Here is a 17,996-nt window from a genome sequence, read left to right as displayed (position 1 = left end):
TCTCCCGTGTTCACGGCAGAGAAGGTGACAACCACATCTACGCGTCAGGCCCACAGCGTCGTGCGTCTTCCACGCGGCAAGCCCCTCCACCGCCTGCGGCCGTCGGGACGGCCGTCCGCAAAGGACCAGTGAGGACTCACGTGAGCACTGCCAAGCCTGTCGTACTCATCGCTGAAGAGCTGTCGCCCGCCACTGTCGACGCCCTGGGGCCGGACTTCGAGATCCGGCACTGCAACGGAGCCGACCGCGCGGAACTCCTGCCCGCCATCGCCGACGTGGACGCGATCCTCGTCCGGTCGGCGACCAAGGTCGACGCGGAGGCCATCGCCGCCGCGAAGAAACTGCGGGTCGTCGCCCGCGCCGGAGTCGGCCTCGACAACGTCGACGTCTCCTCCGCCACCAAGTCGGGCGTGATGGTCGTCAACGCGCCGACCTCCAACATCGTCACCGCCGCCGAGCTCGCGTGCGGCCTGATCCTGGCCACCGCGCGCAACATCCCGCAGGCCAACTCCGCGCTGAAGAACGGCGAGTGGAAGCGCTCGAAGTACAGCGGCGTGGAGCTGGCCGAGAAGACGCTGGGCGTCGTCGGGTTGGGGCGCATCGGTGCGCTGGTCGCCCAGCGGATGTCCGCCTTCGGGATGAAGGTCGTCGCGTACGACCCGTACGTGCAGCCCGCGCGGGCTGCGCAGATGGGCGTGAAGGTCCTGACGCTGGACGAGCTGCTGGAGGTTTCGGACTTCATCACGGTGCACCTGCCGAAGACCCCGGAGACGCTGGGGCTGATCGGTGACGAGGCGCTCAACAAGGTGAAGCCCTCGGTGCGGATCGTCAACGCGGCCCGTGGCGGCATCGTCGACGAGGCCGCGCTGTACTCGGCGCTCAAGGAGGGCCGCGTCGCGGGTGCGGGCCTGGACGTGTACGCGAAGGAGCCCTGCACGGACTCCCCGCTCTTCGAGCTCGACCAGGTCGTCTGCACGCCGCACCTCGGCGCCTCGACGGACGAGGCGCAGGAGAAGGCCGGTATCGCGGTCGCCAAGTCGGTGCGCCTCGCGCTGGCGGGCGAGCTGGTGCCGGATGCGGTCAACGTGCAGGGCGGCGTGATCGCGGAGGACGTGCGGCCGGGGCTGCCGCTGGCGGAGAAGCTCGGGCGGATCTTCACGGCGCTGGCCGGTGAGGTCGCGGCGCGGCTCGACGTCGAGGTGTACGGCGAGATCACCCAGCACGATGTGAAGGTGCTCGAACTGTCCGCGCTCAAGGGCGTGTTCGAGGACGTCGTCGACGAGACCGTCTCGTACGTCAATGCTCCGCTGTTCGCGCAGGAGCGGGGGGTCGAGGTTCGGCTCACGACGTCGTCCGAGTCGAGTGAGCACCGGAACGTGGTGACCGTGCGGGGCACCCTGACCGGTGGGGAGGAGGTTTCGGTCTCCGGCACGCTGGCCGGTCCGAAGAACCTCAAGAAGATCGTCGCCATCGGTGACTACGACGTGGACCTGGCGCTCGCCGACCACATGGTCGTCCTGCGCTACCAGGACCGTCCGGGCGTCGTCGGCACGGTGGGCCGCGTGCTCGGCGAGGCGGGCCTGAACATCGCGGGCATGCAGGTCGCCCGTGCCGACGCCGGTGGCGAGGCCCTCGCGGTGCTCACCGTCGACGACACGGTGCCGCAGAGCGTGCTGACGGAGCTGGCGGAGGAGATCGGGGCGGCTTCGGCCCGTTCGGTCAATCTGGCCGACTAGTACTAGTACGGCGGTTGTTCCGCGCGTACCTCCGTGCGTTCGTACCCCTGCGTACCCTTGCGTACCCCTGATCTAGACGTGTGTCTTACACGAGTGTCTAGGTCGGGGGTACGCTGCGTTTATGGGACATCGTGAGGATCTGCTCGAAGGCGCCAAGCAGTGTCTGCTGGAGAAGGGGTACGCCCGGACCACCGCCCGTGACATCGTCGCGGCGTCCGGCACCAACCTCGCCTCCATCGGCTACCACTACGGCTCCAAGGAGGCCCTGCTCAACCAGGCGTTCCTGACGCTGACCGAGGAGTGGGGGAACGCGGTCGGCCCGGCGACGCGGGAGGGGGCGGCGCTGCTGCCCGCCGATCCGTACGAGCGCTTCGAGACCGTCTGGGGGCGGTTCATCGACTCCTTCGAGATGAGCCGCAAGGTGTGGAAGCTCCAGCTGGAGGTCGTGACCAGGCTGGAGCACGACGAGGCGCTGCGCGAGGCGATCAAGGGACCGCAGGAGGAGGGGCGGCTGGGGGTGGCCGAAGCCTTCCTGGGGATGGACCAGGAGGCCGATCCGGAGAGGGCGCGGGTGGCGGGGACGCTGACGCAGGCGCTGATGGCGGGCGTGATGATCCAGTGGATGACGGATCCGGAGACGGCGCCGTCGGCGGGGGATCTGACGGAGGGGTTGCGGGTTCTGATGGAGCGGGGGCCTGCGGCGGGCTGAGGGCCGGATCTCCCGGGCCCCGCCCACCCCACCTCCCCCTCTCGGACTCCGCCCCGCCCGGCCCCCTTGGGTGTCGCCCCGCTTGACCTCCTTCGGGCTCCGCCTCGCCTGGCCCTCTTGGGCTCTGCTTCTGCCTGGCCTCCCGTGGGCTCCGCCCGCCTCACCTCCTTGGGCTCCGCCCTGCCTCGTCCCCTCCGGGCTCCGCTTCCGCCTAGCCTCCTTGGGCGGCGGGGCCGCCCCCCGGGGGCGGAACGGGCGGGCAAGGGGGCGGCCCCCTCCGCTCCGGGCCCACCCCGGAGCCGCCCGCCGTTACCCCGCCCGATGCGTGCGCCGCACCCGGGTGCGCCTGCGGCGGGCTGCCCCTCCCCGCCCCTTCACCTAAAGCGCTCGCCGCGCGGCTGTCCCGGAGACGTGCGGGTGCGTGGGGGCTGGGCGCGCAGTTCCCCGCGCCCCTAAAGGGGCACGTTCACGCAAGCCCCGGCGAAGCAGGGAGCGCCCCGCGCGGCGGAGCCGCACAGTGACACAGCCCCGCGCCCCTAAAGGGGCACGTCCACGCAAGCCCCAGCGGAGCCGGGAGCGCCCCGCGCCCCTAAAGGGGCACGTCCCGCCCGGCCCCAGCGGAGCCGGGAGCGCCCGCGCGGCGGAGCCGCAGAGTGATACAGCCCCGCCGGTGGGTCCGGAGTGGGGTCCTGGGGCCCATGACGGCCCGGCCGGTGCGTCCTAGCGTTTGCCGTCTCCTCCGCACGGCACTCCGCTTGCGGGGAACGGCGGTTGGGGTGGTGCATGTCTGCGGTCGACGGCATACCTGCGGGACCGGTTCCCGTACGTTCCGGGCCTCGGCCTCCGCTGCCCTTTCCGCTGGCGGCCGCGCGGGCGCTGGTCCAACTCCTCTTCGTACTGACCCTGTTGGGCGGTTTCGGGCTGCTCGGGTCAGGGCTGGCGGCGGACGGCCCCTTCGCCCCGCTGCTCGGGCTGGTGCTGTACGGGGCCGCGCCCGGGGTGGCGGGGCTGCTGCTCGTCGGCCGAGTGCGTACGGGTGGGCGGCGGGTGTGGGCCGGGCTGATCGGCGTACAGGCGTGGGTGATCGCCGGAGGGATCGGCAACATCGGGGGCGGGTCGGGGCGTGGGTTCACGCAGGTGGTGGTGCCGCTACTGGTGCTGTGGTTTCTGACGAGGCCAGCGAGCCGGGCGTGGTTCGTCCGCCCGGACAAGGAGTTACGTCCCCGCGGGGGGCGGCGCTTCTCGCTCTCCCGGATGATCACCTGGCGACGGGACCGGGGGCAGTCCACGGCCGAGTACGCGGGCCTGGTCGTCATCATCGCGGGCATCGTGCTCGCCCTCACCCTGTCCGGCTTCGGCGCGCAGATCGTGGACGGCATCCGTACGGCTGTCTGCACGATCACGAGCGGTACGGACTGCGGTGGGGGTGGGGGTGGGGAGGGAGGTGCAGGCGGGGGTGACGGCACCGGTCAGCCGCAGGCCCAGCCGCCAACGGGCGTCGGAGACACGGTGGTTGGCGGCACGGACGGTGGGGGTGCCGATGGCGGGGGCGGCGGCACCGGGGGTGGCGGCGCCGGGGGTGCGGGTGGAGCTTCGGGCGGTACGGGAGGGCCTGACGGTGGTCCCGGTGGTCCTGGTGGTCCTGGTGGTCCTGGTGGTCCCGGTGGCGCTGGGGGTACTGGGGGTCCCGGGGGTGGCACGGGTGGTCCTGCGGTCGACGAGGACGTGTCCGCCGTCGACGGCCTCGACGGGCAGGGCGAGGAGCAGGAGCCCGAAGCCCAGTACGACGTACCGGAGAGCGACCCCGACGACCCCCAGCAGCAGGTCGACGACAAGCAGCCGGGGGGAGAGGGGGAGGGGGAGGGAGAGAAGGAGGAGGACTGTTCCGGGTGGGGGTGGTTCGGGTGTGCGGGCGACAGGGTCGGTCAGGTTTTTCAGGGCGTCGTCGTCGACGGGATCTGGGGGGACGTCACCGGATTCGTCGACCTCTTCAAGGGCGAGACCTGGGAAGGCATCGGCGAGTACGGCAAGCAGCTCGGCTCCACCTGGATGGACGACTCCCAGGGCGCCGCCGACAAGTGGGCGGACGGCGACTACTGGGGGGCCCTGGGCGACTGGGGCAAGGCCAGCTGGAACACCGGGGTCAAGGTCGCCGACGACCTCTTCGTCGGCGACGAGGTCCGCGAGCGCTGGAACAACGGTGAGAAGACCCGCGCCGTCACCGACGTCGCCTGGAACATCGGCTCCCTCTTCATCCCCGGCTACGACGTCGCCAAGGTCGTCGGGAAGTTCTCCCACCTGGGCAAGGCCGCCAAGAGCGTCGCCGAGGCCGCGGAAGCCGCCGGGGACGCGGGCGCCGCCGCCAAGCGGGCCCGCAAGGCCGCCGACGCGGGTGACGTCGAGGGGGCGCGCAAGGCCGCCAAGGAGGCGGACGAGGCGGCGGACAAGGCGGAGGAGCGGGCCCGGAAGACGGGCTGTCCCATCGCGCGTGGCCCCGGTTCAGGAGGCGTCCCCGGCTCCGGTACGGGACTGATCGCGGCCGGAGCCGCGCCCCGCGTGCGCTACCTCGCGGACGACGGCTGCGACACGCAAGCCAAGAAGCAGGCGCAGGAGGCCCGCCAGCAGGAGCGGGCCGCCTGGGTGGCCAAGAAGCGCGCGGAGGAACCGGCGCGTGCGGCGAAGGCGCTCAAGGAGAAGAAGCCGTACCCCGACCCGGTGCGCGGCGACACCAAGGACCCCCGTAACTACGAGAAGCCGGACTGGGCCAAGGACCTCGACACCCCGAAGCTCGGCGACGCCGACAAGGGCGACGGCTACTGGGCGGGACGCGACCGCAATCCCGCCCCCGTCTGGCCCAACGAGTCCTGGCTCCGCTATCAGGAACAGGTGACCGGCAAGACCCGGGGGCACGAGTACGTCGTTCCGCACCCCGACAAGGGCAAGAAGGCGGTGGAGTACGACGGTTGGGACTCCTCGCGGCAGACCTTCCTGGAGGCCAAGAACGGCTACGACAGCTATCTGTCCGCGACGGAGAAGGGCAGGCTCACCGACTCGGGGAGGGCCAAGTTCATCAAGGAGGCGAAGGAACAGGAGAAGGCGGCGGGCGGGCGCATTGTGGAGTGGCACTTCTCCAATGCGGACGTGGCCAAGGCGGCGGCGAGGGAGTTCCGGGGCGCCGGGCTGAAGCGGATCAAGGTTCGCCACACCGGACAGGACCGGACCGAGAGTGCCCGGAAGCCCGGCGCGTTCGACTGACCCGGCTACCTTGGCCAGCGAGAACGAAGACCCGTCCGGCCCGCGCCTCCGCGGGCCGGACGGACCACGAGAACGGGAGCGAGAGACAGATGCGACGAGTCGTCAGAGCCTTCTGGGGCCCCCGCCCCCAATCCGTCGGAGACCTGGCGGAGCGCTGGGAAGCCACGCTGGACCGGATCGCCGCCCTCCTCCCGCACTTGAGGCCACCGGACTCCCGGGGCCCCTGGACCTGGAACCGGATCGTCGACGACACCAGCACCCCCCTGACCGCCGACCGGGAGTCCCTGGCCGGGGCGCTCCAGGAGGAGTCGGACAGCAGCGGCCTGCTGTTCCTCGTGCTCGTGGGCCCGTCCGGCTGGAAGGCGGACCTGCACGGGGTGGGGGGTGAGGTGAGTGAGTACTTGTCCAACTCGTTGGTCGTCACCCTCAGATCGCCGGACGACGCCCCCGTCCCGGAGGCCGAACTGCTCGCTGGGATCGCCGAGTTGTGGAACCCCGACACCGGGAACGTCATCGACGACGACGTCTTCGACCTTCTGGAGGAGCGCGCCGACTACGAGACCGGCGACCCCGCCACGGGCTGGCTGACCTACCTCTCCCCGGCGCGCGCCGCCCTCGTCCCCGAAGACCTCAAAGCCGTACGCAGGCAACTGTCCACCGGTGGCGTGCTGTTGGACCTCGGTGCGCCGGACGACCACGACGCCGTACTCGCCGCCCATCTGCGGCTGCGCGAAGCGGGCGCGCTGCGCCCCCTTCCGGAACCCATGGACCGGAGCATGCTGTGACCCCACCCGAAGGCGCCCCCTTCGACCTCGACCGGGCTCTCGCCGGGGTCGACGCCCTGCTGGCCGGGCCGGTTCCGGCGGGCGGGCCGCCCGAGTACGAGATCGAGCCGTACACCGGTGCGGCGCTCTCCGTGCGCGGCGAGGGGTACGCCATCACCGAACTCTGGTCAGGGCACGACCTGTTGGGCGTCTACGAGGCCAAGTGGCAAGCCGCGCAGGACCTCGCGTACGGACACGGCGACGAGCTGCTGAAGCGGTTGGACGCCCGCTGGGGAGCCCACCGCGACGTCGGTACCTACGTGGCGGTCATGTGGTCGGAGGGCGACCCGGACCTGCCGCCGCTCTACGAGGAACTGCGCGGCATGGACGCGCTGGGGACCCTGCACGTCTGGGGCCCCGTACGCGCGCCGGGCGGTGACGCGGACCGCTGGGTCGGGATCTCCGTCAACCAGATCGACGGCGACCGCCCCTTCTTCCTGACCGCCGTGGTCGCCGACCGTCCCATCGAGGAGCTGGAGGAGGGCGGGGGCTGACTTGCTCCCGTACGAGAGGGAGCAAGTCGGACCGCGTACCTACAGCTTGGCCGCCTTCAGCGACATGTGCAGCAGCAGCCGGTCCTCGCCCTCGTGCAGGTCGAGCCCGGTGAGCTGCTCGACGCGGGAGAGCCGGTAGTAGAGGGTCTGCCGGTGGATGTTGAGGGCGGTCGCGGTGCGGCCCGCCTGTCCGGCGCAGTCGAGGAACACCTCGGCGGTGCGGGCGAGTTCGGCGTGCGCGGGAGCGAGGAGGGGGCTCACGGCGGGGTCCACCGGGTGCCCCGGGCCGCTGTCGGGCAGGGCGGCGAGCAGCCGGTACGGGCCGATCGCCGACCACTCCGCGACCGGGCCGAGGTGCGGGCGGGCCAGCGCGGCCCGGGCGGCGGCGGACGCCTCGCGCCAGGCGGCGGGCAGGTCGGCGAGGTCGCGGACGGGGGTGCTGAGGCCGACGGAGGCAGCCGTCCCCACGGCTGTCCCCACGGTCGGCCCCGCTGTGGCTCCCGCCGTGGCCCCCGTTGTCGTTCCCAGCAGCGCCTTCGCCGCCCCGTGCGCCGGGCCCAGGTCCGCGCCCGCGCTCAGCCGGACCAGGGCGGCGAGGCGCGGGCCCGAAGCGCCGGGCACCGGGACCAGGGTCAGGACCGACGCGCCCGGCACCGTGCGCACGCCGGGGACCGCGCCCGTCCACGGGGCCACGCACAGCAGCCCGTACGGACCGCCCGTGCCCAGCGGGGCCGACAGGGTGGCCAGCGCCGTGGCGCGGCGGCCGTCGGAGTCCGAGGTCAGGAGGGTGTTCAGGTGCGGGCCGAGGTCCGCGCGGGCCCTGGCCTCGTCCGCGAGCTGGGTGCCGATCCGGCCGCACACCGCCATCGCCGCGTCGAGGGCGCTGTCGGGGAGGGAGGGGGCCGCCCCGGCGTCGGAGTCGGCCGCGAGCAGCCAGACGTACCCGTAGACCGTGCCCCGGTGACGTACCGGAAGACACAGACGGCCGCGCAGCACACCCGCGGCGGGGTCCGCCGGGATGCGGACGGGGGCGGCGGCCTGGGCGATGCCGAAGCGTTCGAACCAGGCGCGGACCTCCGTCGTGGAACGCCGGGTCAGGATCGAGCGGGTGCGGACCGGGTCCATCGCGCCCGCGTCCTCGCTGTCGTGCGCACCGAAGGCGATCAGCCGGAAATCCCGGTCCTCAAGGGTCGCGGGAGCGCCGAGGAGCGCGGAGATTTCGTCGACCAGATCCTGGTAATCGGCATTCACGCCTCCCATTCTCGCACCGCCGAAAGGCTTCTTCAGACATCTGTATGAGGCGTGGCGTCCGGATGCGTGACAGCTGTCGGTAGTCCAGGCTCAGCGCGATACCTAGATTTCACCGTGGTTATCCGTGCCGTCCCAGTTCTGTCACAAAAGACCTGGTAGACGGCCCCTTCGACACTTATTCGTGGAGGTGCCCCGTGCTGGGTCCCGTGATCCTCGCCGCATCGCGCAGCGACCAGATGCGCCGTTTCGTCTCGGCTGCCCCGGGCACCAAACAGGTCGTGGACCGGTTCATCGCCGGTGAGACCGTCGAGCACGTCGTGCCGATCGTCGTCGAAGCCACCGACAAGGGCCTGGAAGTCACCCTCGACGTCGTCGGCGAGGACATCACGACGCGCGAGCAGGCGTACGCCGCCCGCGACGCGTACCTCGACCTGATCGCGCACCTCAAGGACCTGGGCCTGGGCACCCGCGCCGAGATGTCCGTGAAGCTGTCCATGTTCGGGCAGGCGCTGGAGGGCGGACACGAGCTCGCCCTCGCGAACGTACGCCCCGTCGTCGAGGCCGCCGCCGCGATCGGCACCACGGTCACCCTGGACGCCGAGGACCACACCACCCTCGACTCGATGTTCGCCATCCACGAGGAGCTGCGGAAGGACTTCCCGCAGACCGGCTGCGTCATCCAGGCGTACCTCTTCCGCACCGAGGACGACGCCCGCCGACTGGCCGCCGCGGGCAGCCGCGTGCGCATCGTGAAGGGCGCCTACAAGGAGCCCGCCTCCGTCGCGTACCAGGACAAGGCCGAGATCGACAAGGCGTACGTCCGGATCACGAAGATCCTCATGGAGGGCGACGGCTACCCGATGATCGGGTCCCACGACCCGCGCCTGATCGCCATCGCGCAGGAGCTGGGCCGCCGCGCCGGGCGCAAGCTGGACGAGTACGAGTTCCAGATGCTGTACGGCATCCGCAGCGAGGAGCACGTGCGCCTGGCCGCCGAGGGCCACCGGATGCGCGTGTACACGGCGTACGGCACCGACTGGTACGGCTACTTCATGCGCCGCCTCGCCGAGAAGCCCGCGAACCTGCTCTTCTTCGGGCGCTCCATCATCACCAAGAACTGACGCCCGTCACCAAGAACTGATCCCCCCACGGATCCCCCTCGACGACACGCAACCCGACGACACGCAACTCGACGCAAGGAGCCAAGGAACACATGGACGCAGTGACCCAGGTCCCCGCCCCGGTCAACGAGCCGGTGCACTCCTACGCCCCCGGTTCGCCGGAGCGCGCCCGCCTCGAAGCCAAGCTCAAGGAGCTGGCCGAGAACCCCATCGACCTCCCGATGACGATCAACGGCGAGAAGCGGATGGGCGGCGGCGAGCGCTTCGACGTCGTACAGCCGCACAACCACGCCAAGGTCCTCGGCACCTACGCCAACGCCACCACCCAGGACGCCCAGGACGCGATCGACGCCGCCCTGGCCGCCGCCCCGGCGTGGCGTGCGATGGCCTTCGACGACCGCGCCGCGATCATCCTGCGCGCCGCCGAGCTGCTGAGCGGCCCGTGGCGCGAGACGCTGGCCGCCTCCACCATGCTCGGCCAGTCCAAGACCGCCCAGCAGGCCGAGATCGACACCCCGTGCGAGCTCGTCGACTTCTGGCGCTTCAACGTCAAGTACGCCCGCGACATCCTGTCCGAGCAGCCCCCGGCGAACGCGCCCGGCGTGTGGAACCGCATGGACCACCGCCCGCTCGAAGGCTTCGTCTACGCGATCACGCCGTTCAACTTCACGGCCATCGCGGGCAACCTGCCGACCGCCCCGGCCCTGATGGGCAACGTGGTCGTGTGGAAGCCGTCCCCGACGCAGACGCACGCCGCCGTGCTGCTCATGCAGCTCCTCGAAGAGGCCGGTCTGCCCAAGGGCGTCATCAACCTGGTCACCGGTGACGGCATCGCCGTCTCCGAGATCGCGCTGAACCACCGCGACCTGGCCGGCATCCACTTCACCGGCTCCACCCCGACCTTCCAGTACCTGTGGAAGACGGTCGGCGAGAACATCGCGAAGTACCGCACGTACCCGCGCCTCGTCGGCGAGACGGGCGGCAAGGACTTCGTCGTCGCGCACCCCAGCGCCGACCGCGCCGTCCTGAAGACGGCACTGACCCGCGGCTCCTTCGAGTACCAGGGCCAGAAGTGCTCGGCCTCCTCCCGCGCCTACGTTCCGGCCTCCATCTGGAACGACGGCTTCAAGGAGGAGTTCGCGGCCGAGGTCGACTCCATCACCATGGGTGACGTCACCAACCTCGACAACTTCATCGGCGCCGTCATCGACGCCCGCTCCTTCGCGAAGAACAAGGCCGCGATCGACCGCGCCGCCGCCGACCCGACCTGCACCATCGTCGCGGGCGGCAGCTACGACGACTCGGTCGGCTACTTCGTCCGCCCGACCGTCATCGCGTGCACGGACCCGGCCAACGAGGTCTTCACGACCGAGTACTTCGGCCCGATCCTGGCCGTCTACGTCTACGAGGACGACCAGTACGACGCGATGCTGGAGCAGATGGAGTCGGTCTCCGACTACGCGCTGACCGGTGCCGTCATCTCCAACGACCGCGCCGCCGCCGCGCACACGATGGAGAAGCTGCGCTACGCCGCGGGCAACTTCTACATCAACGACAAGTCGACGGGCGCCGTCGTCGGCCAGCAGCCGTTCGGCGGAGGCCGCGCCTCCGGCACGAACGACAAGGCCGGTGCCCCCCAGAACCTCCAGCGCTGGACGCTCACCCGCGCCATCAAGGAGACCCTGGTCCCGCCGACCGACTACCGCTACCCGCACCAGGGCTGAGCCCCTGGGCCGCCTCGGTAGCCCCTGAACCCCGCCCCCGTCCGACCCCACATCGGACGGGGGCGGTGTCGTGTCCGCCGCCTGCCGCTGGTTGGCCGCCCGCTACCGCTCCGCACCGGCGAGCGTCGCGTCCGTGCCCCAGCTGGCGAGCAGCCGCAGGGCCTGGGCCGAAGCCGAGTCCGGCGGCGCGTGGTAGGTCACGAGGGACTGGTCGTGGTCGTCGGGCAGGCGCAGCGTCTCGTACGAGAGGGTCAGGTCGCCGACCAGGGGGTGGTGCATGCGCTTGACGCCGTGACCCTTCTCCTGCACGTCGTGCCGGGCCCACAGGGTGCGGAACTCCTCGCTCTTCACGGAGAGTTCCCCGACGAGGGCGGAGAGCAGCGGATCGTTGGGGAAGCAGCCCGCGTCCATCCGCAGGTAACTCACCATGTCGGAAGCCTTCTGTTCCCAGTCCACGAACAGGTCGCGCGCCGCCGGGTGGAGGAAGCAGATGCGCGCCCAGTTCCGCTCCTCGGGGGGCAGCGCGGCCCAGTCGCCGAAGAGGGCCGCGGCCATGCGGTTCCAGGCGAGGATGTCGGAGCGGCGGCCGACCACGTAGGCGGGAACGCCGTCCATCGCGTCCATCAGGTGGTGCAGGGCCGGGCGCGCGTGCTGGCGGCGGGCCGGGCGCTTCTTCTTGTGCTGCTTGGGCTTGGCCAGGTGCATCAGATGGGAGTGCTCGGCGTCCGTGAGGCGCAGGGCGCGGGCGATCGCGTCGAGCACCTCGCCCGAGACGTTCTGGCCGTTGCCCTGTTCGAGGCGCGTGTAGTACGCGACGGACACCCCGGCGAGCTGGGCGAGCTCCTCGCGGCGCAGTCCTGGCACCCGGCGGTGGCGTCCGAAGTTCGGCAGGCCGACGTCCTCGGGCTGGAGCCGGGCCCTGCGGGTGCGCAGGAACTCGCTGAGTTCGGCGCGGCTGTCGAGGGGCCTGGAGGCGGGCTCGGAGGCGGGCTCGGAGGCGGGCTCTGGGGCGGGCTCGGGGGTGGGCTCTGGGGCTGGGGAGGGTGTCGGCCGGGCGTCCATGAATTCCAGTATCCAGGGTCGTACGCCCAGGAGGCTGTCCCCACCAGTAGTAGGACCACTGGACGTAGGCAGGACTCTGACCTGGGTAGATGCCGGTACGGCTGGCACGGTGGACACCATGACCGCACAGACCAGCACCAGCACCAGCCCCACGACCGTCTCCGCCTACGCCGCACCGTCCGCCAAGGCTCCGCTGGAGCGGACGACCGTTCCGCGCCGCCCCGTGGGCCCCTCCGACGTACTGATCGACATCAAGTACGCGGGCATCTGCCACTCGGACATCCACCAGGCGCGCGACGGCTGGGGCGAGGGCATCTTCCCGATGGTGCCGGGCCACGAGATCGCCGGTGTCGTCACCGAGGTCGGTGCCGCCGTCACCAAGTTCGCCGTCGGCGACCGGGTGGGCGTCGGCTGCATGGTGGACTCCTGCCGCGAGTGCGAGAACTGCCGGGCGGGCCTGGAGCAGTACTGCCTCCAGGGCAACATCGGCACGTACAACGCCCTCGACAAGAACGGCGAGCCCACCTACGGCGGCTACTCCACCCACATCGTCGTGGACGAGGCGTTCACCCTCCGCATCCCCGACGGCCTCTCCCTGGACGTCGCCGCGCCGCTGCTGTGCGCGGGCATCACCACGTACTCCCCGCTGGCCCACTGGAACGCGGGCCCCGGCAAGAAGGTCGCCGTCGTCGGCCTCGGCGGTCTCGGCCACATGGCCGTCAAGATCGCGCACGCGATGGGCGCCGAGGTCACCGTGCTCTCGCAGAGCCTGCGCAAGAAGGACGACGGGCTGAAGCTGGGCGCCGACCACTACTACGCGACCAGCGACGCCGCGACCTTCGAGCAGCTCAGGGCGAGCTTCGACCTGATCGTCTCGACCGTCTCCGCGCCGCTCCCGCTCGACAAGTACCTGAGCCTCCTGCGCACGGACGGCGCCATGGTGAACGTCGGCGCCCCCGAGGAGCCGGTCTCGCTCAACCTCTTCTCGGTCATCGCGGGCCGCAAGACCCTCGCAGGCTCCGGCATCGGCGGCATTCGCGAGACCCAGGACATGCTGGACTTCTGCGCCGAGCACGGCCTGGGTGCGGAGATCGAACTGATCGGCGCCGACCGGATCAACGAGGCGTACGAGCGGGTCCTGGCCAGCGACGTGCGCTACCGCTTCGTGATCGACGCGTCGACGATCTGAGGCATCCGCGATCTGAGGCGCCCGCGATCTGACGCGTCCGCGATCTGAGGGGCCCACGACCTGACGCCGGTCGTGGGCCCCGCCCCGTCGCTACGGGCGCGAGGGGCGCGGCGGGTGCGGGGGCTTGTGGAGGACGGCGGCCAGGCGGTCCGGTGGCGGCAAGTGCCGTGGGCGGGCGGTCAGTTCGAGCGTGCCCGTGGGCGTGGGCACGGTGATGACACGGCCGTCTCGCAGGCCGAACGCGACCGTGTCCCGGTCCGCCTCGTGCAGGAGACGGGTCGGTACGTCGAGGAAACGGTCGTGGCCGTACAGGAGGAGGCGGCGCTCAGTGAGGACGACGAAGGCGTCCCGCAGGGCGCGACCGGGCCCGGACGCCGCCGGGCTCCGTACCGGGACGACCATGAGCGGGTTTTCCCCGTCCGTCAGCAGCTTGCGCACGCGGGCGGAGTCCTTCCACGCCCAACCGCTACAGGCGAAGGTCAGGCTCGCCGGGACCAGGACGGCGTTGTGGACGGGGATCCGGTCGGGGTTCACCAGGCAGCCGAGCCCCAGCACCAGTGCCGGGGGTATCGTCCACAGCCCGGCGAGCAGCAGCACCCTGCGTCGGATTCCCACCCGTCGCGCCTGCCGCACGCGTATCGCGCCGTCGCCCACGGTCCCCCCCCGTCGTTCAGGGAAGGCTATAGCTTGCGCCAGCGGGCCATCGCGAACGAGAACACCCCGAACAGCATCAGGCCGACGGCCAGGACCACCAGCAGCCACGGACCCACCGGGGTCTCCCGGAAGCTGCGGATCGTGTCGTCCATGCCCTTCGCCTTGTCCGGGTCGTACGTCACGGCTGCCGCGACCGCGAAGCCACCCGCCACCGCGAAGACCACGCCGCGCGCGATGCCGCCGCCGACGCCGGTGATGTCGACCAACTGCCGTACCCGCTGCGACATTTGGCCCATCTTCAGGTGCTTGTGGTACTTGCGCAGCGCGGCCCGTACGCCGATCCAGACGCCCGCGCCGACGATCACGAGCCCGCCCGCGCCGACCAGCCACTGACCGGCCGGGAGTTCCATCGCCTTCGCCGTGACGTCCCGCGACTGCTGGTCGCTGGAGCCGCCGCCGCTGCCGCTGTCGCCCGCCGCGAAGGCCAGTACGGAGTACGCGACGAAGCCGTAGAAGACGAAGCGGGCGGCGGACAGCAGCCGCTTCTTGGCCTTGTGGCCTTCGGGGCCCGCCGCGCCGAACAGCGCTTCGGAGAGCCGCCACAGCGCCATGCCGACCAGGGCGACGCCCATCGCCCAGAGAAGGAACTTCCCGAAGGGCTTCTCCGCTATCTCGGCCAGCGCCCCGCCCCGGTCGGCGGACCTGCCCCCGCCGCCGAAGGCGATGTTCAGGGCGAGCAGGCCGACCAGGAGGTAGATCAGCCCGCGCGCGACGAACCCCGCGCGGGCCGCGTGCTTCACCGTGTCGCTGCGGGCGGCCCGGCGGGCGGTTCCCGTCGCTGTCGTGGCGTTCATCCGCCGTCGCCTCCTCGTCCTTCGTCGGCCCGGTGGCCGGTCGGCAGACGTGTGCCCCCGGTGGAGATACGGAAACGAGTGCGGGGACGGCGTCAGAGTCCCGGACCCGGGGGTGTGCCCGGGCCCGGGGGCGCCTGCGGCGGGATCCGTGGAGCGGGCAGGGGGGGGCAGGCGGTCTTGCGGGTTGGAGGTGGGCATGTCAAATTCATCGCTGGTGTCCCCACGGCACCACGGGCATCCGTGACCCGGGTGCCCGCGCACGCGTACCTCCCTCATCCCAGAAGGAGATCCCCCATGCGCACCAGACGTACCGCAGCCCTCGCGACCCTCTTCCTCCTCTCCTCGCTCGGCCTCGGCGCCGCTCCCGCCGGGGCCGCGCCCGTGCCCGCCGCCGACCCCACGCCCCTCGCCGGGGCCTCGCTGTACGCCCAGGACTCCGCGCTGAGGGGCGAGTTGGGGGCCGACAGTGCCGGAACGTACGTCGACGCGAAGACCGGTGGGCTGGTCGTCACCGTGACCAGTGAGCGCGCCGCCGCGAAGGTGCGCGCGGCCGGGGGGACCGCGCGGGTCGTGGCCCGGAGTGCGGCTCGACTCGCCGGTGCCGTAGCGGTTCTGGAGGAGCGGGCGAAGATCGCCGGGACGTCCTGGGGGCTTGATCCCCGTACCAACCAGATAGCGGTCGAGGCAGACCGGACCGTCTCCGCGCGGGACCTGGCGCGGCTGCGGAAGGTCGCCGACTCGCTCGGCGGTGCGGTGCGGATCGCCCGGGTACCGGGTGTGCTGAAGAAGGAGATCATCGGCGGTGACGCCATCTACGGGGGCGGCTACCGCTGCTCCTCCGCCTTCAACGTCAAGAAGGGCACGGCCACCTACTTCGTCACGGCCGGGCACTGCACCAACGCGGCGGCCAGTTGGTCGGCCACCTCCGGCGGGCCGGTCGTCGGCGCCCGCGAAGGCACCAGCTTCCCCACCAACGACTACGGCCTCGTCCGCTTCACCGACGGCTCCAGCCCCGGCGGCACCGTGAACAAGTACAACGGCTCCGCCCAGGACATCTCGTCGGCCGCCGACGCCGTGGTCGGGCAGTCGCTCCAGAAGAGCGGGTCCACGACGAAGCTGACGAGCGGCAAGGTCACCGCCGTGAACGTCACCGTGAACTACGGGGACGGACCGGTCTACGGCATGGTCCGTACGACCGCCTGCTCGGCCGGGGGCGACAGCGGCGGCGCGCACTTCGCGGGCGGCGTCGCGCTCGGCATCCACTCGGGCAGCTCCGGCTGCACCGGAACGGCGGGCTCCGCCATCCATCAGCCGGTGAAGGAGGCGCTGTCGGTGTACGGGGTGAGCGTGTACTGATGCGCTGACGTGATGACGGGCGGGGGCATCTCCGGATGCTCCGGAGCCCCCGACCGTGCGAGGGTGCGAAGGTGTTCGAGATTCTGCCGGACCGTGGAGTGGTCCTTCCGCGCGGCGCGGGGGAGTTGTTCTCCGGGACGTCGGAGCGGGCCGCCCAGTGGGCCGTCGCGACGCTGTGCGACGTGCGCGAGACGTGGGTGTGCGGGCTTGAGTGGTCGTTCGGGGCCACGTACGAGGGGCTGGAGCTGCTGGTCGGCGGGGAGGACGTCGGCGGGCTGACCACCGTGTGCCTCGAACGGGTGGGCCCGCCGCTCGCACCGGCCGCCGTGCCCGTCGTCCTGGACGGCGTCGACGTGTGCGGCTTCCCGCAGGACGAGGTGGGGGAGGCGCTGGCCGACGGGCCCGCGTACCGCTCGGTGAAGTTGTGGCGCAGCCACCTTCCGGATGCCTATCTGCACGCCGTGCACCTCAGCTTCGTCAGCTCTGGCCGCTCTGTCAGCTCTGCCCGCTCTGGCCGGGCTATCCGCTCCAGCCGAGCACGATGAGGGTGAGCCCGACCGTGAAACCGGCCCCGAGCAGCACCAGGTACCCCGGATAGAACCTCCGCCAGCGCCGCATCAGCATCCCGAAGGCCGCGAAGCCCAGGCCCACGGCGAGCGTGCGGGTGCCGCGTGCCGTCGCGGAGGCGACCAGCCAGTCGGCCCTGGGCACGTCCGCGCGGCCCGCCTCGGCCGCGTACACCTTGAAGGGAATGCCGTTCCAGGGCTGGTGGCGGACGGCCGCGGCGCCCTCGGCGGCGAGTTGGGTGCGGACGGTGGAGTACATGCGGTCGGTGGTGAGCGGAGCGGGCAAGGGGGTCCCGGAGGAAGCCAGTTGGAGGGCGAGGAGGCTTCCGGCGAGGCTGCCCGCGAGCGCCGTGACGGAGAGCTTCAGGGCCGCGCGGGGAGCGGCGACGCAGGCGACCGCGAGGAGGAGTTCGGGCATGAGCGGCCAGCTCAGGGCCTCAGCGCCCGCCCAGAGAAAAGCGATCGGGAGCCCCCGGCGGGAGGCGGCGACCGCTGCGACGCGGCGGCGTACGACCGAGTCCCGGAGGGATTCCTCGTTCGTACGGCGATGGAGCGCGGCCACCGCGTCGCGGGCCTGCTCCGGGGTGACCGAGGCGGGGAGGGGCTCGCCGATCCGGATGCGGACCAGGGCGGAGCGGAGCCTGCCGTGCTTGGGCAGGAGGCGGTTCGTGCCCGCGATGCCGACCGGAACGACGGGGACCTGGGCGTGTTCGGCGAGGAGGAGGGCGCCCCGGTGGAAGGAGCCGACCTCGCTGTCCGCCGCGCCGGGAGCGCGGGTGCCCTCCGGGAAGAGGACCACCGCGCGGCCCGCCCGCAGGTCGTCGCTCATGGCGAGCAGGTCGTCCGTGCCACCGCCCTTGCGGCGTACGGGAAAGCCCGCCGCGAGGCGGCGGCAGATCCGGCTGCGCCACGGGGAGGCGAACCAGTAGTCGGCCGCCGCGCCGATCGCCGGGGTGTGCCGGGCGTCGAGCGCGGCGAGCAGGGCGGCGGTGTCGGCGTGCGAGGAGTGGTTCGCGACGACGACGCAGCCGCCCTCGGGGAGCCGCCCGCGCCGCTCGACACCGCCGGTGAGGGTGAGGACGCCCCACCACAGGGCGCGGCGCAGGAGGGCCGGGCCCCGGCGCGGGGCGGGAACGGTGAGGTCCTTCGCGGACAGGGTCGGGCGGGTGGTCGTACGGGCGGTCGTGCGTGTGGGCATGCG

General features: G+C 71.8%; 15 protein-coding genes. 10 read left to right on the top strand and 5 right to left on the bottom strand.

Features of this window, described 5'->3' with window-relative positions:
- Positions 1–140 precede the first annotated feature (140 nt).
- The 5 genes from serA to OG897_RS21525 all read left to right on the top strand — a co-directional run bounded on the left by serA (position 141) and on the right by OG897_RS21525 (position 7,018).
- Positions 141–1,736: a phosphoglycerate dehydrogenase gene (gene serA, locus OG897_RS21545; RefSeq protein WP_266658828.1), complete on the top strand. Its 1,596-nt coding sequence runs from the start codon at positions 141–143 to the stop codon at positions 1,734–1,736.
- A 121-nt stretch (positions 1,737–1,857) separates the two neighbouring features.
- Positions 1,858–2,445 carry a TetR/AcrR family transcriptional regulator gene (locus OG897_RS21540; RefSeq protein ID WP_266658827.1) on the top strand — a complete coding sequence of 196 codons (588 nt, stop codon included), beginning with the start codon at positions 1,858–1,860 and terminating at the stop codon, positions 2,443–2,445.
- Positions 2,446–3,228: 783 nt separating this feature from the next.
- On the top strand, positions 3,229–5,700 hold the full coding sequence (locus OG897_RS21535; RefSeq protein ID WP_266658826.1) for a Tox-REase-5 domain-containing protein: 2,472 nt from the start codon (positions 3,229–3,231) through the stop codon (positions 5,698–5,700).
- 89 nt (positions 5,701–5,789) lie between these two features.
- Positions 5,790–6,485, top strand: a complete 696-nt coding sequence (locus OG897_RS21530; protein ID WP_266658825.1) for a hypothetical protein — start codon at positions 5,790–5,792, stop codon at positions 6,483–6,485.
- The gene (locus tag OG897_RS21525; RefSeq protein ID WP_266658824.1) at positions 6,482–7,018 is read left to right on the top strand and encodes a hypothetical protein; all 537 of its coding nucleotides are present in this window, start codon (positions 6,482–6,484) and stop codon (positions 7,016–7,018) included. The genes OG897_RS21530 and OG897_RS21525 overlap by 4 nt, the downstream gene beginning before the upstream one ends.
- Before the next feature lie 39 nt (positions 7,019–7,057).
- On the opposite strand, the gene OG897_RS21520 is transcribed toward OG897_RS21525, so the two are convergent.
- Entirely contained in the window at positions 7,058–8,269 is a 1,212-nt protein-coding gene (locus tag OG897_RS21520) for a CdaR family transcriptional regulator (RefSeq protein ID WP_266658823.1), read from the bottom strand.
- A gap of 194 nt (positions 8,270–8,463) precedes the next feature.
- On the opposite strand from OG897_RS21520, the gene OG897_RS21515 reads away from it, so the two are divergent.
- Together OG897_RS21515 and pruA are read left to right on the top strand one after the other, a co-directional pair.
- On the top strand, positions 8,464–9,390 hold the full coding sequence (locus tag OG897_RS21515; protein ID WP_266658822.1) for a proline dehydrogenase family protein: 927 nt from the start codon (positions 8,464–8,466) through the stop codon (positions 9,388–9,390).
- 92 nt (positions 9,391–9,482) lie between these two features.
- The gene (pruA, locus tag OG897_RS21510) at positions 9,483–11,114 is read left to right on the top strand and encodes an L-glutamate gamma-semialdehyde dehydrogenase (protein ID WP_266658821.1); all 1,632 of its coding nucleotides are present in this window, start codon (positions 9,483–9,485) and stop codon (positions 11,112–11,114) included.
- 102 nt (positions 11,115–11,216) lie between these two features.
- Here pruA and OG897_RS21505 read toward each other — a convergent pair whose 3' ends face one another.
- Complete coding sequence (locus OG897_RS21505) at positions 11,217–12,176, bottom strand: helix-turn-helix transcriptional regulator (protein WP_266658820.1); 960 nt, start codon at positions 12,174–12,176, stop codon at positions 11,217–11,219.
- 118 nt (positions 12,177–12,294) lie between these two features.
- On the opposite strand from OG897_RS21505, the gene OG897_RS21500 reads away from it, so the two are divergent.
- Positions 12,295–13,365: an NAD(P)-dependent alcohol dehydrogenase gene (locus tag OG897_RS21500; protein ID WP_266658819.1), complete on the top strand. Its 1,071-nt coding sequence runs from the start codon at positions 12,295–12,297 to the stop codon at positions 13,363–13,365.
- Between the two features lie 90 nt (positions 13,366–13,455).
- Here the strand turns inward: OG897_RS21500 and OG897_RS21495 are convergent, their stop codons facing one another.
- Positions 13,456–13,980 carry a hypothetical protein gene (locus tag OG897_RS21495; protein WP_266658818.1) on the bottom strand — a complete coding sequence of 175 codons (525 nt, stop codon included), beginning with the start codon at positions 13,978–13,980 and terminating at the stop codon, positions 13,456–13,458.
- A 65-nt stretch (positions 13,981–14,045) separates the two neighbouring features.
- Entirely contained in the window at positions 14,046–14,873 is an 828-nt protein-coding gene (locus tag OG897_RS21490) for a DUF1206 domain-containing protein (protein WP_266658817.1), read from the bottom strand.
- A gap of 294 nt (positions 14,874–15,167) precedes the next feature.
- On the opposite strand from OG897_RS21490, the gene OG897_RS21485 reads away from it, so the two are divergent.
- On the top strand, positions 15,168–16,229 hold the full coding sequence (locus tag OG897_RS21485) for a S1 family peptidase (RefSeq protein WP_266658816.1): 1,062 nt from the start codon (positions 15,168–15,170) through the stop codon (positions 16,227–16,229).
- A gap of 71 nt (positions 16,230–16,300) precedes the next feature.
- A complete protein-coding gene (locus OG897_RS21480; protein WP_266658815.1) occupies positions 16,301–16,774 on the top strand; it encodes a hypothetical protein in 474 nt (157 codons plus the stop codon).
- Here the strand turns inward: OG897_RS21480 and OG897_RS21475 are convergent.
- A complete protein-coding gene (locus OG897_RS21475; protein WP_266658814.1) occupies positions 16,749–17,993 on the bottom strand; it encodes a 1-acyl-sn-glycerol-3-phosphate acyltransferase in 1,245 nt (414 codons plus the stop codon). The two genes, OG897_RS21480 and OG897_RS21475, sit on opposite strands and share 26 nt — an antisense overlap.
- Between the last annotated feature and the right edge of the window lie 3 nt (positions 17,994–17,996).

The sequence above is a fragment of the Streptomyces sp. NBC_00237 genome (assembly GCF_026342435.1).
Lineage (GTDB): Bacteria > Actinomycetota > Actinomycetes > Streptomycetales > Streptomycetaceae > Streptomyces.
The sequence above is the reverse complement of the archived record's forward strand: the minus strand, read 5'-3'. Positions and strand labels throughout refer to the sequence as shown.

Excerpts from the sequence above, each read along its gene's own strand:
- OG897_RS21505 (WP_266658820.1), bottom strand. The coding sequence starts at position 12,176 with ATGGACGCCCGGCCGACACCCTCCCCAGCCCCAGAGCCCACCCCCGAG.
- OG897_RS21490 (WP_266658817.1), bottom strand. The coding sequence starts at position 14,873 with ATGAACGCCACGACAGCGACGGGAACCGCCCGCCGGGCCGCCCGCAGC.
- pruA (WP_266658821.1), top strand. The coding sequence starts at position 9,483 with ATGGACGCAGTGACCCAGGTCCCCGCCCCGGTCAACGAGCCGGTGCAC.
- OG897_RS21500 (WP_266658819.1), top strand. The coding sequence starts at position 12,295 with ATGACCGCACAGACCAGCACCAGCACCAGCCCCACGACCGTCTCCGCC.
- OG897_RS21530 (WP_266658825.1), top strand. The coding sequence starts at position 5,790 with ATGCGACGAGTCGTCAGAGCCTTCTGGGGCCCCCGCCCCCAATCCGTC.
- OG897_RS21485 (WP_266658816.1), top strand. The coding sequence starts at position 15,168 with ATGCGCACCAGACGTACCGCAGCCCTCGCGACCCTCTTCCTCCTCTCC.
- OG897_RS21540 (WP_266658827.1), top strand. The coding sequence starts at position 1,858 with ATGGGACATCGTGAGGATCTGCTCGAAGGCGCCAAGCAGTGTCTGCTG.
- OG897_RS21475 (WP_266658814.1), bottom strand. The coding sequence starts at position 17,993 with ATGCCCACACGCACGACCGCCCGTACGACCACCCGCCCGACCCTGTCC.
- OG897_RS21535 (WP_266658826.1), top strand. The coding sequence starts at position 3,229 with ATGTCTGCGGTCGACGGCATACCTGCGGGACCGGTTCCCGTACGTTCC.